Source organism: Metabacillus indicus LMG 22858 (assembly GCF_000708755.2).
GTDB lineage: Bacteria > Bacillota > Bacilli > Bacillales > Bacillaceae > Bacillus_P > Bacillus_P indicus.
Window position 1 is genome coordinate 575,024 of sequence record NZ_JGVU02000006.1, and the last position, 13,970, is coordinate 588,993.

Sequence of the window (13,970 nt, forward strand, 5' to 3'; positions counted from 1 at the left end):
CAAGTGTATGTTCTTTATTGTTTGATCAGTTCGTTTTGTAAAAACCATTTATACGCTTTTTGTAATCCTTCATCCAGGGATGTAGTTGCTTTCCAGCCTAGGCTGTTAATCCGGGATACATCTACCAGCTTTCGTGGTGTACCATCAGGTTTAGATGTATCGAAACGAATTTCGCCTTCAAATCCAACTACGTCTTTCACTTTTGCTGCAAGCTCACCTATCGGTAAATCATCTCCAACACCGATGTTTACAATGTCATTGCCTTCATAGTTGTTCATTAAGAAAAGACAAGCATCTGCAAGGTCATCTGAATACAAGAATTCTCTTTTTGGTGATCCCGTTCCCCATACTTCAACAAAATCCGCCTTGTTTTCTTTTGCTTCATGGAACTTTCTGATAAGAGCCGGAAGAACATGAGATGTATGTAAATCAAAGTTATCATTTTCACCATAAAGATTAGTAGGCATTGCAGAGATATACTTCGTATCATACTGACGATTATATGATTGGCACATTTTAATACCAGCAATTTTAGCAATCGCATATGGTTCATTTGTGGGCTCGAGCTCACCTGTTAAAAGATAGTCTTCTTTGAGTGGCTGTGGAGCTAATTTTGGGTAGATACATGTGCTTCCTAAGAAAAGAAGCTTTTCAACATTATTTTTATAAGCCGCATCAATCACGTTTGTCTGAATCATTAAGTTATCTCTAATGAAATCTGCCGGATATTCGTTGTTTGCTACAATGCCGCCAACTTTCGCTGCTGCGAGGAAAACATAATCGATTTTCTCCTGTTCAAAGAAAGCATACACTTGCTTTGGATCCCGCAGGTCAAGTTCACTGCTGGTTTTATAGACGAGGTTGGTATAACCTTCTGATTGCAATTTTCTTAAGATGGCTGATCCTACTAAGCCTCTGTGACCAGCCACATAAATTTTAGCGTGTTTTTCCATTTTCATTTCACCCTGTCCTAAAATGCATTTTTCGATCCAAATAGTACAATGACTGTTTTACAAAGGATTTTGATATCTGTCATAACCGACTGATGTTTAATGTAATACAGGTCCATCTCAACCATTTCCTGAAAACCTACACTGTTTCTGGCACTGACCTGCCATACTCCTGTGCAGCCAGGTGTAACCAGTAACCGCTGCTTATCATAATCCGTGTATTCCGCGACCTCTCTCGGAAGAGGAGGACGGGGTCCAACGAGACTCATGTCACCCTTTAGAACATTAAACAACTGCGGTAATTCATCTATACTTGTTTTCCTGATAAACCTTCCAACCTTTGTAATTCTCGGGTCGTTTTTCATCTTGAACATCGCACCGGTTACTTCATTTAAAGAAAGCAATTCTTTCAGTCTCTCTTCCGCATCGCTTACCATTGATCTGAATTTGAACATATTAAACTCTTCTCCATTTTTGCCTACTCGTTTTTGAGTGAAAAAAACAGGCCCTTTTGGATCTTCCAGCTTAATCGCTATCGCTACAACAAGAAATAAAAGACTTAAAAGTATAATTCCCAGAAGTGCTCCTGTAATGTCCATGGAGCGCTTTATAAGTTTGTATGTAGACGTTGTTGTACCGAAATCAATGGTTGACTGATGATGCGGGGACTGTGCCGTACTTTCCTTTGCCCACTCTGACATTTCCGCGCCACTTCCTTATTTCGATAATTTTAGAGTTTCCTGTTCAACCAGTACTTGCATGAGTTTTACCAGATCTGTTTTAAGGTCTTCATGCTGCAGGGCAAATTCAATGGTCGTCTGGATGAAACCAAATTTTTCACCCACATCATATCGCTTTCCAGCAAAGTCATAAGCATAGACATGCTGCTGCTCGTTTAGTTTCTGAATTGCATCTGTGAGCTGAATTTCGCCACCTGCACCAGTCTCTTGGTTTTCCAGAAGTTCAAAAATCTCAGGGGTTAACACATAACGTCCCATAATTGCCAGGTTTGAAGGGGCTGTACCCTGCTTTGGCTTTTCTACAAACCGGTTTACTTGATATAGCTTGCCTTCTTTAGTCAAAGGATCAATAATACCATAACGGTGTGTTTGATCATCGCCAACCGTCTGAACACCGATGACAGACGAACCAGTATTGTCATATTCGTTAATTAATTGCTTTAAGCATGGAGTTTCTGCTTGTACAATATCGTCCCCTAGTAATACTGCAAACGGTTCATTCCCGATAAATTTACGCGCGCACCATACGGCATGCCCAAGACCTTTCGGTTCTTTTTGACGAATGTAATGAAGGTTAATTCCTGATGAATGTCTGACTTTTTCAAGCAAGTCATACTTTTCTTTTTCTATAAGGTTTTGTTCAAGTTCAAAGTTGTGATCAAAATGATCTTCTATTGCCCTTTTCCCTTTGCCTGTTACGATAATAAGGTCTTCAATACCAGATTCGATGGCTTCTTCGATAATATATTGGATGGTAGGTTTATCAACAATTGGGAGCATTTCTTTTGGCATTGCCTTTGTGGCAGGTAAGAAACGAGTCCCTAACCCCGCAGCTGGAATGATAGCTTTTTTTACTTTTTTCAATTAAAACGCCCCTTTTATTTAATTTAAAGCAGTTAGTTTCAACGTATTTATCGTTTTTCTTCCCATTGAGTGATACTCAAGGCTGTGGTTTTTAACAACCTCTAGGTCATAGCAATTACGGCCATCGAAGATAATTGGTGATTTCATTTGCTCTTCGAATACGTTCAAATCTAAGTCTTTAAATTCGTTCCATTCTGTTAGAATCAGAGCAGCATCTGCATTCTTTAAAACTTCAGCTGCATTTGTTGCATAATTCACTTTTGTATCCAGAATTTTCTTTGCGTTTGACATCGAAACCGGATCATATGCGAAAACATTAGCGCCTTTTGCAATTAAATGATTTGTGATGACAATTGAAGCTGCTTCTCTCATATCATCAGTATTTGGTTTAAACGCCAAACCCAGAATCGCTATCTTTTTATCTTTTAAGCTTTCAAATCTGTCTTCAAGCTTATTCAGAAGGATTTCCTGCTGTTTTTGATTAACCCGCACAACGCCTTTTAACAAATCAAAGTCGTATTCTACATTCCCTGCGATTTGGATAAGAGCCTTCGTATCCTTAGGGAAACATGATCCGCCGTATCCAATACCAGCACTCAGAAACTGAGAACCAATTCTACTGTCCTGACCCATGCCATTAGCTACGTCTTCAACGTTAGCACTTAATTTTTCACAGATGTTTGATATCTCATTAATAAAACTGATTTTTGTTGCTAGGAAGGCATTGGCAGCATACTTAATCATTTCTGCACTTCGGATGTCCGTTTTGAAGATAGGAAGTCCAAATGGTTTGTTAATTTCTTCTAAGATTGCTGCCGCTTTTTTTGAACTTGAGCCAATGACAATGCGATCGCCATTGAAAGAATCATAAATAGCAGATCCTTCACGCAAAAATTCCGGATTTGATACAATCTCAACTTTCACATCGTGAACCAAATGATTTTGAATCACTTCTTTAATCAAGTCATTTGTTCCAACAGGGACCGTACTTTTTGTAACAACAACAACATTCTGATTTACATGTGCAGCAATATCCTTTGCCACCAGTTCAACAAATGTCAGGTTGGCAGAACCATCTTCTTTTTCAGGTGTGCCAACTGCGATGTAAATGACATCTGCTCCTTCAAAACCTACTGAATGGTCCGTTGTGAAAAACAATCTTTTTTCATTGATGTTTTTCAGCATGAGTTCATCCAGACCCGGTTCATAGATTGGGGATAAACCTGCCTGCATTTTATCAACCTTGTTTTGGTCGATATCAATACACGTAACAGTGTGGCCAATTTCAGACAGGCAGGTTCCAGTGACCAGACCGACATAGCCCGTTCCTACAACTGCAATTTTCATGTTCATTCACCTTTTTCCTAACAATTATCTTTAAAATAGTTAACGGAAAAGCATTCTCTCAGTAACAATCTTTCGTTAACTATCTTTAAATTTAATAAAGTTGGGCATCGAACCCACCCTCACACCACACCTTTGACGACAGGCGTCTAAGGTCTCTCACCCACAATGCAGCCGAGTGCCTCCTTTGATAATGGTGGAGGAGGCATCACCAGGTCTTTTTTAAAAGATCCCTAAGAACTTCTTTTTCTTTATTTTCATTGGATCCATTCTGTAAGCTGTTAAGTTTTGAACGAGGAGTTCAGCATTTTCTTTAAACAGGTACTCTGCCTGCGACCCTAATTCTTTATTAAGAACAACATATCCATCAGCTAATCTGAAGGGACGATTTTTTAAACTATGCACATCCGATGCGAGAAAATGGGTTAATTGTGCTTCTACAAGCTGAAGGCTGAATTTCTTGATGTTTTTTCCGAAATGCCCCGTAATGCTCGATGATGTAATCTGAGTGAGTGCTCCCTTGCTGACAAGCTTGTATAGAAGATCAGGATTTTCTATAAATTCTGCGTTTCGTTCTGGATGAACGATGATTGGTGTAAGTCCTTTTAGCTGGAGATCAAACAGCATCTGCTCTGTATATCTCGGCACGTGGCCGGATGGAAGCTCGATAAAAACATAGTTTGTGTGGTTAAGCGGCAGAATGACGTCGGTATCTAATTCATCCATCAAGTCTCCATGAATCCGTGTTTCCTGCCCAGGCAATATAGTTAGGGGAATGTTTTCATTTTGAAGTAGTGTGTTTAGTGTTTCAACGTTTTCCAGAATGCTTTGTTTGCTGTTTATGTATTTGCCGTTTTGATGATGGGGGGTGGCGATGATCGTAGTGATGCCCTCTTCTACTGCCGCCCTGGCAATTTGGAGTGCTTCTTCAGGAGTTGCAGCCCCGTCATCTATTCCGGGTAAGATATGTGAGTGAATATCAATCATTAGAAACACCGCCGAGTGAAGTAGGAATAGGCATTTAGTTCGGAAACGCCCACTCCCCCTAAGGTATTTTGACCTATTAAGACTTTACAGTAAGGTTACTTTGATGCGTAGTAATAATACTGATTGTCCTGATGCTTTTTGTTATTTAATACCGTTCCAAGGATTTTGGCTTTTGACTGAAGCAGTGCTTCTTTCGCCTTTATTGCCCCTTCAAGCTCTGTTTTACCGCTGCTTACGACAAGGACTACACCGTCAACCGCATTGGAAAGGATTTGTGCGTCTGTTACGACTAATACAGGCGGTGTATCGAAGATGATCATGTCATACTCCATTTTTGCATCTTCAATCAGCTGCTTCATTCCCTTAGATGCCAGAAGTTCAGACGGGTTGGGAGGGATCGGACCGCTGGTTAAGATATAAAGGTTTTCCTGCTCCGTGTATTTTACCGCCTGATTCAAGGAGGTTTGTCTTGTCAGAACATTTGTCAGTCCTGCATGATTGTCGACTTTGAATGTATAGTGTGATGTCGGCTTTCTTAGATCTGCATCAACTAAAAGTACTTTTTTGCCTTGCTGGGCGAACACAACGGCGGTGTTTGCCGCGGTCGTCGATTTCCCTTCAGCCGGGCCTGCAGAGGTTACAATGAGAGAGAAAATGTCTTCATCCACTGTTGAGAACTGGATATTTGTACGGATTGTCCGGTACTGTTCAGCTATCGGAGATCTTGGAGCCGTCATGGAAACAAGACTTCTGTTCTGCAAATGAAATAAGTTTTTCCGGTCTTTACGAGCCAACTGTCTCACCTCTTGTTCTGGAGATTTGTGTTTCAACGTTCTTCTGGTTTTTTTGCTCCTGTTCGATGTCTATGCGGGTTATTGCACCAAGTACTGGGAGGCCGAGATGCTTTTCGATGTCTTCTTCTGTCTTGATTGTGTTGTCCAGGTATTCAAGAAGGAACGCAAGGCCGACACCTGCCATTAGACCTACAACCATTGCGATTGCAATGTTCATTAATGGCTTTGGCGCGATTGGAGAAGCTGTATCTCCTACCTCTGCTTTTGAAAGAATGCTTACATTATTTACGCTCATAATTTTAGCAATATCGCTTTGAAAGACCGTTGCAATCGTGTTGGCGATCTGTGCTGCCTGCTTAGGATCTTCGTCCTGAACGGAAATGTTCACGACTTGAGAGTCCTGTTCGCTTCCGACCGTTACATTTGCGTTTAACTGTCCGCTTGTCATGTCCAAATCCAGCTGCTGGATGACTTTATCCAAGATTGCAGGACTTTTGATGATTACGTTGTACGTGTTGATTAATTGAAGGTTTGTCTGCACTTCGCCCGGGTTGAATGATTGCTGATCACTTTTTGCCTGATTGACTAGAATTTGAGTAGAAGATTGGTAGATGGGAGTAAGAACGAAAAAACTGATAAGTCCGCTGGTGACTGCGGCGATCGCCGTGATAATGATGATGAGAGAAAGGCGTTTCTTTAATGTTTGAAACAGCTCTTTCAAGCTGATGGTTTCTTCCATGTTGACCTCCGTTTTGGTATGTAATAGAAAAAGCACAAAGAGTATTATAATAAAAGACCTAGGTTCTTGCTACAGATTTTTACAGTAAAAGTGATATTTTTCTCATTTTTTATCATTTATTGGTTTTTCATGAACAATAATGACAATTATAACAAGGATTTGTAAATTGTGTATTAATTTTTTTGAAATGCAAAAAGGAGACCCGCATAAACGCGAATCTCCTGACGAATTATAGGCCATTTAGTAAAACGGTTACAAGTGCTGTGAGTGCGATTGTCAAAACCGGGATGGTTACCGTCATGACGCGTTTTTTCAGCTCTCTCTTCCGTTCCATTTCTTCTGGTGTGATCCATTGTCCCATTGTAAAAAACCCCCTCGAATCGTGTCGATAAATGTCTAAATGTTTATATCTTCATTATCGGTGAGGTCTTCTACTATTTTAATAGAACTTTCGGAATAAATAGACGAAAAAAGTCCGCAGACTTAGACTTGCGGACTCCTTGCGGTGTTCATTTATTAGGAGGCATAGACTTTTCTGAATTGGAGGATCAGCTCATCTAGCAATTCTTTGGTGGTGATTTCATTTGAATGCTCGCCTTTTTGATAGGCGGTCATTAAAATTTGCAGAAGTTCTTCTTGTTTCAAAGTGTTCTCTTTCATTCTACAAATTTCCTTTCTCTTATTTTACAAAAATATACAACAAGCAGATTATACTGCGTTTTGTGTCGGCTGGCAACTATTAATAGCATTCGTGTCGAACTATTGTTTATGTCCCCGAATTTTCTTGCCGCTAAACCTGAAATTGAAATGTTGTGGAAGGTTTTCTCCTTTTGGCAATTTCAGTTATAATATAGAGATGCACTTATGATGAAGATCACACCATTTTTATTTTACATAAAACAAAAAGGAGCGGTACGCCATGCTTCAGCACGAACTGGATAAAGAACTGATTCTGCATGCGGGTGAGCAGCTGCAGGATATGCTTTCGCCGAATTCGGAGGATGATCGGCAGCTGATGAAAAAGGGTTTGATGCTGTACCGGCAGGGCAGTGTTTATAATGCGAAGATTGACGGGCACACGGTGAAGGCGAATGTGCAGGATGTGACGCCTGTGCGGGTGGTGCTTGAGCTGGATTTTTTCACGATGAGTTCGTGCACGTGCCCAGCGGCTTTTCCATGCCGTCATGCTGCGGCTGCCTTTCTTTATTTATATGCAAGTACGGAAGCAGTCGGAACGTATATGGACGCCTGGAATACCAAGGCCCAGAGGGCGATTCTGGCTCAGCTGAAGCCTGCGAGCAAGCTGGTGCCTTCCGTGAGCTGGAAGGAGGATTCTCTTGAGAGCTGGCTGGCCTATTTTGAGTTTGAATATGAGCGCTGGGCGGAGAAACGTCCGCGCACCGTTCAGCAGCTTCAGAGCCTGTACAATCACTACTATCCTGCACTTAAGAAGAAGGCTCCGAAAGATGCGGATCTCAGGCGTTTTTATTTGATTCACGCGAACCTTGCCGTTCTGTTCCAAATGCTTCGTCTGCTTAATGAGACGAAGCCCGGGGAGCATTTGTTGCATAATGTGTATCATTCTTATCTGGAAGAGTGTATCGATACGATTACGTATGAACTTCGTGAGATGCGGAAGTTTGCGCTGCCGTTTTCGATTGACGGTCTGCTGAAGGATAGCATAGACGTTTTTAGAGGACTTCTGGATGTGAGCGCCTATATGCAGTATGAACGGCTGAGTGTGTACCGCTCGCTTTGGACCGGCCTTTTGAATCAGAAGAAGTGGGTAGCCAAAGAGGCGGAGTGGCTGCAAGAGAAGCAAAGCGCGGCGATGAATCCTGAATACGGGCTTGCCCTTTTGCATATGGAGTATTTGCTTGGGAATGACGATGTTCTTTTTGAGAAGATGGAGATGTTTTCGGATGCGGGCTTTGTCGTTTTGTATGATTGGGTGGAGGATATTATTTCCCGGAAAAACTGGAAACGTGCCGGAAAATGGTTTTCTCATATGCATGGAAAGATTGATGCGTATATTAACAGCGAGCTTCCATATGAAGAAAAGCGGAGAGCGATCCGGTATTTTCTTGATCTGCTTGCAGAGTATTCAATACAGTCAAAGGATGAGCGATTGTACGAAAATGCGTGCCGCACTTCCCTGCCTTTCAGCTATGCGGAGTATCATCATTTCCTGGTTAACCGAAAGCAGTTTAAGACTTGGGCGGAGCTGCAGCTGCTGCTTGGGTTTGAGCTGTATGAAATTGACCGCGATTTGCTGAAGGTTGTTGAGAAGGAGAGTCCGGAATCGCTGCTGACGGTGTATCACCATGCGATACGCCATGAGATTGGCCAGAAAACGCGTAGCAATTATAAATTTGCCGTGCGGTATTTGAAAAAAGCGCGCACATTATATAAGAAGCTGAAGAAGGAAAGTCAATTTGAGACCTATCTTGGAAAGCTTGCGCATGAGCACCGGCGCCTGCGGGCTTTTCAGGAGGAGCTGAAGAGAGGAAAGTTGATTCATGCTGAATGATTTGAAGATCTCCGTTCACACCGAACAAATCGAGAATTTTCACTTTTACATCTGGTGTACGACAAAGGATGAGAAAGTGCTCGGCACCAATCATATGAGGCGCTATCTTTTCGCCTGGCATGAATCGTCTTTCTACGGATCAATGCTTGAGGACGTGAGCTATATCGGGGTCCCTTCTGTCCTGCTGTCGCCGTGGATGATGGTCGAGCTGATTGGAAAGGACACGACGAACTCGCTTGCGGATGTTGAATACAGCGGGGATGCCATATCGCTTATTGATTCGGCGGAAGCGATATACGACTGTATCGTATTGGGCGATTTCATGCCGGATTATGAGCGCTGGAAAAGCGGTGCGTTCGGATGGCGCGATACGGCCGGTGAGCTAGAAGGGTTTACGGCTGACTGGCTGTCGGCTGCTGTGAATGATTTGATTGAGCAGAACCCCGATCTTGGCGTAGCGTGGGGCGATATAGTGAATGCTTACGGAGCTGCGGAGACGTTTGAAGGTCATTTTCTGGATGAACGCGACTGGCTTGAGAAAATCGGCTATCTTGTTGATGATGCGCCGTTTACGATTGGCCTGAGGCTGAATGAACCGGATTATGACGGGGATGACTGGAAGCTTGAGCTGTTCCTGCGTGACAGGAAGAACCCGGATTCGTTTCATCTTTTCCAGGGGCTGAAGGATCTTCCGGCTCCGTGGCGCAGCTATATGGACCGAATTGAACGGGAGCAGCAGCGCTTTGAGGAGATTGTGCCGTGGCTGTCGTTTAAGAATGGAAACACTCATATATCAGAAGATGAGGCGTGGCTCTTCCTGACGAGCGCGAGTGAGACGTTTGTGAATACAGGAGTTGAGATCCTCTTGCCGTCGTGGTGGCAGGTTGTCCGCGATTCTAAGGTGATGCTGAAAGCGAAGATGTCTTCCTCCCCCCGCGGCCAGTCCTTTGTAGGCATGAGCTCGCTTATTGACTTTAACTGGCGGTTTTCGACCAATGGCGTTGAGCTGAGCGAAGATGAGTTCATGCAGATGGTGAACGCAAACCGCCGGCTTGTGAATTTTAAAGGACAATGGATAAAGCTTGACCCCGCTTTTATCAAGCATGTGCAGTCGATTTTGAAAAAGGCGGAAAAAGAAGGGCTTCACTTTTCCGATATCCTGCAGCAGGAGCTTGCGGATACGCGCGATGATGAGGATGAAGTTATGGATGCGCGCGCGTTTGCGAATATCCATATTGAGCTGAACAAGCAGATGAAGTCGATGCTGCGCCAGCTGACGCAGACAACGGATATTCCGAAGCACGATGTTCCTGCTTCCTTTATCGGCGAGCTGCGTCCGTATCAGCAGCAGGGCGTTGACTGGCTGCTGTTTCTTCGGAAGTTCAAGTTTGGCGGATGTCTGGCTGATGACATGGGTCTCGGGAAAACGATTCAGATGATCGCATACTTCGCCTATGTACTTGAGCACGAGAACATGAAGGCGCCGTTTTTGATCATTGCTCCTACCTCTGTTCTCGGCAACTGGCAGAAGGAAATTGAGAAGTTTGGGCCGGATATGAAGGTGCATCTCCACTATGGTCCGAACCGGGCTAAAGGTGAGAATTTCGCGGCTTCGATTGCCGGTGCCGATATTGTGCTGACGTCGTACGGCCTGTCTCATGCGGATCATGAAGAGATTGCTGCTGTTTCCTGGTCAACGATTTGCCTGGATGAGGCGCAGAACATTAAAAATGCCCATACGAAGCAGTCACGGGCTATCCGAAAGCTGAAGGGCCATCACCATATCGCCCTGACTGGAACGCCGATGGAGAACCGCCTGACGGAGCTGTGGTCGATTTTTGATTTTATCAATACTGGGTTCCTGGGCAGTCTGCACAGCTTTCATAAGAAGTTTGTGCTGCCGATTGAGAAGGACCGCGATCCGAAAATCATCGGCAACCTGCAGCAGCTGATCAAGCCGTTCCTGCTTCGCCGCACGAAGCGCGATGAGCAGGTGGCGCTGAATCTGCCTGAAAAGCAGGAGCAAAAGGAGTATATCCCGCTTACTGTTGAGCAGGCGTCGCTCTATGAGCAGCTTGTGAAGGATACGTTTGCGCAGGTTTCGCAGCTTGCAGGCATGCAGCGGAAGGCGCTGATCCTGAAGATGCTTGGGAAGCTGAAGCAGATTTGTAACCATCCGGCACTTTATTTGAAGGAAGAGCGTGCCGCGTCTGTGACGACGCGTTCTCATAAAATCGAGAAGCTGCTGGAACTTGTCGGAGCGATCCGCGAACAGGATGAGAGTCTGCTGATTTTCACCCAGTATATCGGGATGGGCGAAATGATGCAGTCGCTGCTCGAGCGCGAATTTGGCGAAAAGGTGCTGTTCTTGAACGGCAGTGTGCCAAAGGCTGCGCGCGATAAGATGGTCGAGCAGTTCCAGAACCGGGAGTATACGATTCTGATTCTGTCCTTGAAAGCCGGCGGAACCGGACTGAATCTGACAGCTGCCAATCACGTCGTCCACTACGACCGCTGGTGGAATCCCGCTGTCGAGAACCAGGCAACCGACCGCGCATACCGGATCGGCCAGAGCCGCTTCGTGCACGTGCACAAGCTGATCACAACCGGCACCATCGAAGAGAAAATCGACGTCATGCTGGACAAAAAACAGTCCCTGAATGATGAGATCATCCAAAGCGAAAGCTGGATCACCGAGCTTACTACCGACGAACTCGAAGAGCTCTTCACCCTATCCATAAGCTAGGAGGCGCGCGACATGGCCAAGAAGAAAGAACAGGAAAAGCCAAAAGAAAAAGACACCATGAGTCCCGAATGGCGAAAGCTGTATGAGCTTATTGGGAAGAAGGTTGGGAAATAGATTTGTGGCCAGTTCCTTTGGGGGAGCTGGTTTTTTTAGTCCGTCGGCTACGGGAGCTGTAGTATACTAGTGGTATGTAATTGAAGATTGACGGAGGTTGGCAATGGATTTATATAAGCGTTCTGATCGGAAGTTCAGGTCTGAAATAGAAGGATTGCGGGCAGTGGCCGCTTTTTTGGTTGCTGTCTATCATATATGGCTCGGGAACGTTTCCGGCGGTGTGGATGTGTTTTTTGTCGTGTCCGGTTTTCTGATTACGACTTCATTGCTTCATAAATATGAGCGCAGCGGCAAGGTTGACGCTGCCGGATTTTTATTAAATTTATCAAACCGATTATTCCCGGCTGCTTTTACTGTTCTCTTTGCGGTTGTGATTGCCAGTTATTTTCTGACACCCGAGCTCCAGTGGGTTCAGACCATAAGCGAGGTTGTGGCAGCTGCGCTGTATTTTGAAAACTGGCAACTGGCTTTTAACTCTGTCGATTATCTGGCTCAGAACAATGAAGCCAGTCCGGTTCAGCATTTTTGGGCGATGTCCATACAGGGGCAATTCTATGTGATTTGGCCGGTTCTGCTGTTCAGTTCCGTTATCTTGGCCAAGTATGTTTTTAAAAAGTCGGTACGGGCACTCTTTTTAGCTTTGCTCACGGCTGTTTTCGTTTTGTCTTTTTCCTACTCGGTTTATTTAACGGACGTGAACCAACCGTGGGCATACTTTGATACGTTTACACGAGTATGGGAATTCAGTATGGGCGGGATTTTGGCCTTAGTCATTTCAAATGTGAAGGTTAAAAAACAGACGGGATTGGTAATGGGATGGGCAGGATTGGCCGGTCTGGTCAGCTGCGGAATTGTGCTGCAGGTATCGTCTGTCTTTCCCGGCTACGCTGCGCTGTGGCCCACTCTGTGTGCGGTGTTTATCTTGCTTGCAGGAAACCGCGGCGGGGATTTCGGTGTTCACCGTTTACTCAGCTCAAAGCCCCTTGTGAAATTCGGGGGGATTTCGTATGGGTTTTATTTATGGCACTGGCCGCTGCTGATCTTTTATTTTCAGGCAACAGGCCATGAGACGGCCTCTTTCCTGGATGGTGCGATCATCATCTTACTGGCTGCCTGTCTTGCTTATTTAACGATTCGCTTTGTTGAGAAACCTTTACGAAATAAGGAATGGCTGAATACGAAACCGAAATTGGCTGCCGCCTCCCTCTCTTTGGCCGTTCCGGTGCTGGCTGCTGCAGGGGTTTGGCTTTTTGCTGTTCAACAATTGCAGCCGTCTGCCGGGGCGGACAGGGATTATCCCGGACCCGCTGCACTGGCAAGCAGCGCAGAGCTGAATGATGTTCCGGTCAAACCGGCTCTTGTGGAGGCCAGAGAGGATTTACCGACAAGTTACAGCGAAGGATGTCATCAAGGACAGTATGACTCTGAAGTCATAGAGTGTGAGTATGGTGATACAGAAGACTTCAAGTATACTGTTGCGCTGGTCGGCGGTTCGCACAGCGCCCACTGGCTGCCGGCACTTGTGGCCTTCGCAGAGGAAGAACAGATCAGAATCTTAAACTACACAAAGAGCGGCTGCAGATTCTCCACCGGTCCCTACAATTCCATCAATGACAAAGTAGAAGCCAGCTGCTCAGAATGGAACGATAAGCTTGTCGATGTGCTGACCAGGCAGAAGCCTGACCTTGTTTTCACTACTGCCAATGCAACGGAATGGGAAGGCATACCGGAGGGGTACATCGAAAAATGGTCCGAGCTCAAAGAGGAAAAAATAGAAATATTCGCCATTCGCGATAACCCCAGATTCCAATTTGATGTTCCATCATGCGTAGAAGCGAACGGAGCGGATTCTGCCGATTGCATGGTCGAGCGTGAGAACATCCTTCCTCATGATCTGTGGGACGAATCAATGGTTCCTGATAATGTTCATTATGCCGACTTAAATGATTATTTCTGTGACGATGATTTCTGCAGGCCTGTTGTCGGGAATATCCTGGTTTACAGGGATAAACACCATATAACCGCAACGTATTCGAGGCTGCTTGGACCGATGCTGCAGAAAGAACTTCTTCCTGTATTGGACGAGTGATGCAGAAGCTGCTCCGGTTAGAGCAGCTTCTTTTTATATGCAGTCAAAAAGCCAGCCGGATCGACCGGCCGGC

At 44.8% G+C, this 13,970-nt stretch carries 12 protein-coding genes; 3 read left to right on the forward strand and 9 right to left on the reverse strand.

All coding sequences use genetic code 11. From position 1 onward, the window contains the following. Positions 1-14 precede the first annotated feature (14 nt). The 9 genes from fcl to AZ46_RS22215 all read right to left on the reverse strand — a co-directional run bounded on the left by fcl (position 15) and on the right by AZ46_RS22215 (position 7,078). Positions 15-953: a GDP-L-fucose synthase gene (gene fcl, locus AZ46_RS17255; protein WP_029284915.1), complete on the reverse strand. Its 939-nt coding sequence runs from the start codon at positions 951-953 to the stop codon at positions 15-17. A gap of 17 nt (positions 954-970) precedes the next feature. Continuing rightward, positions 971-1,651, reverse strand: coding sequence for a sugar transferase (locus tag AZ46_RS17260; RefSeq protein WP_029284916.1), 681 nt, complete (start codon positions 1,649-1,651; stop codon positions 971-973). A gap of 15 nt (positions 1,652-1,666) precedes the next feature. After that, on the reverse strand, positions 1,667-2,554 hold the full coding sequence (galU, locus tag AZ46_RS17265) for a UTP--glucose-1-phosphate uridylyltransferase GalU (protein ID WP_029284918.1): 888 nt from the start codon (positions 2,552-2,554) through the stop codon (positions 1,667-1,669). Between the two features lie 18 nt (positions 2,555-2,572). Continuing rightward, positions 2,573-3,901, reverse strand: a complete 1,329-nt coding sequence (locus AZ46_RS17270) for a UDP-glucose dehydrogenase family protein (RefSeq protein ID WP_029284920.1) — start codon at positions 3,899-3,901, stop codon at positions 2,573-2,575. A 219-nt stretch (positions 3,902-4,120) separates the two neighbouring features. Further along, positions 4,121-4,885 (reverse strand): tyrosine-protein phosphatase, encoded by a 765-nt coding sequence (locus AZ46_RS17275; RefSeq protein WP_029284922.1) that lies wholly within the window; start codon positions 4,883-4,885, stop codon positions 4,121-4,123. Positions 4,886-4,980: 95 nt separating this feature from the next. Next, positions 4,981-5,679: a CpsD/CapB family tyrosine-protein kinase gene (locus AZ46_RS17280; protein ID WP_029284924.1), complete on the reverse strand. Its 699-nt coding sequence runs from the start codon at positions 5,677-5,679 to the stop codon at positions 4,981-4,983. Then, positions 5,669-6,418, reverse strand: a complete 750-nt coding sequence (locus tag AZ46_RS17285; RefSeq protein WP_029284926.1) for a YveK family protein — start codon at positions 6,416-6,418, stop codon at positions 5,669-5,671. Before AZ46_RS17285 ends, AZ46_RS17280 begins: the two co-directional genes overlap by 11 nt. Positions 6,419-6,647: 229 nt before the next feature. Further along, positions 6,648-6,779 (reverse strand): hypothetical protein, encoded by a 132-nt coding sequence (locus tag AZ46_RS22465; protein WP_268870739.1) that lies wholly within the window; start codon positions 6,777-6,779, stop codon positions 6,648-6,650. A 155-nt stretch (positions 6,780-6,934) separates the two neighbouring features. Next, positions 6,935-7,078: a hypothetical protein gene (locus tag AZ46_RS22215; protein WP_168713775.1), complete on the reverse strand. Its 144-nt coding sequence runs from the start codon at positions 7,076-7,078 to the stop codon at positions 6,935-6,937. A 259-nt stretch (positions 7,079-7,337) separates the two neighbouring features. Between AZ46_RS22215 and AZ46_RS17290 the strand changes: the two genes are divergently transcribed. From AZ46_RS17290 to AZ46_RS17300, 3 genes are all read left to right on the forward strand, one after another. Further along, positions 7,338-8,948 carry an SWIM zinc finger family protein gene (locus AZ46_RS17290; RefSeq protein ID WP_029284928.1) on the forward strand — a complete coding sequence of 537 codons (1,611 nt, stop codon included), beginning with the start codon at positions 7,338-7,340 and terminating at the stop codon, positions 8,946-8,948. Then, entirely contained in the window at positions 8,938-11,694 is a 2,757-nt protein-coding gene (locus tag AZ46_RS17295; RefSeq protein ID WP_029284930.1) for a DEAD/DEAH box helicase, read from the forward strand. The genes AZ46_RS17290 and AZ46_RS17295 overlap by 11 nt, the downstream gene beginning before the upstream one ends. 217 nt (positions 11,695-11,911) lie before the next feature. Then, complete coding sequence (locus tag AZ46_RS17300) at positions 11,912-13,897, forward strand: acyltransferase family protein (protein WP_029284932.1); 1,986 nt, start codon at positions 11,912-11,914, stop codon at positions 13,895-13,897. Positions 13,898-13,970: the final 73 nt, after the last annotated feature.

Coding starts and splice junctions, on each gene's coding strand:
- fcl (WP_029284915.1), bottom strand. CDS start 953: ATGGAAAAACACGCTAAAATTTATGTGGCTGGTCACAGAGGCTTAGTA.
- AZ46_RS17260 (WP_029284916.1), bottom strand. CDS start 1,651: ATGTCAGAGTGGGCAAAGGAAAGTACGGCACAGTCCCCGCATCATCAG.
- AZ46_RS17270 (WP_029284920.1), bottom strand. CDS start 3,901: ATGAAAATTGCAGTTGTAGGAACGGGCTATGTCGGTCTGGTCACTGGA.
- AZ46_RS17275 (WP_029284922.1), bottom strand. CDS start 4,885: ATGATTGATATTCACTCACATATCTTACCCGGAATAGATGACGGGGCT.
- AZ46_RS17285 (WP_029284926.1), bottom strand. CDS start 6,418: ATGGAAGAAACCATCAGCTTGAAAGAGCTGTTTCAAACATTAAAGAAA.
- AZ46_RS22465 (WP_268870739.1), bottom strand. CDS start 6,779: ATGGGACAATGGATCACACCAGAAGAAATGGAACGGAAGAGAGAGCTG.
- AZ46_RS22215 (WP_168713775.1), bottom strand. CDS start 7,078: ATGAAAGAGAACACTTTGAAACAAGAAGAACTTCTGCAAATTTTAATG.
- AZ46_RS17290 (WP_029284928.1), top strand. CDS start 7,338: ATGCTTCAGCACGAACTGGATAAAGAACTGATTCTGCATGCGGGTGAG.
- AZ46_RS17295 (WP_029284930.1), top strand. CDS start 8,938: ATGCTGAATGATTTGAAGATCTCCGTTCACACCGAACAAATCGAGAAT.
- AZ46_RS17300 (WP_029284932.1), top strand. CDS start 11,912: ATGGATTTATATAAGCGTTCTGATCGGAAGTTCAGGTCTGAAATAGAA.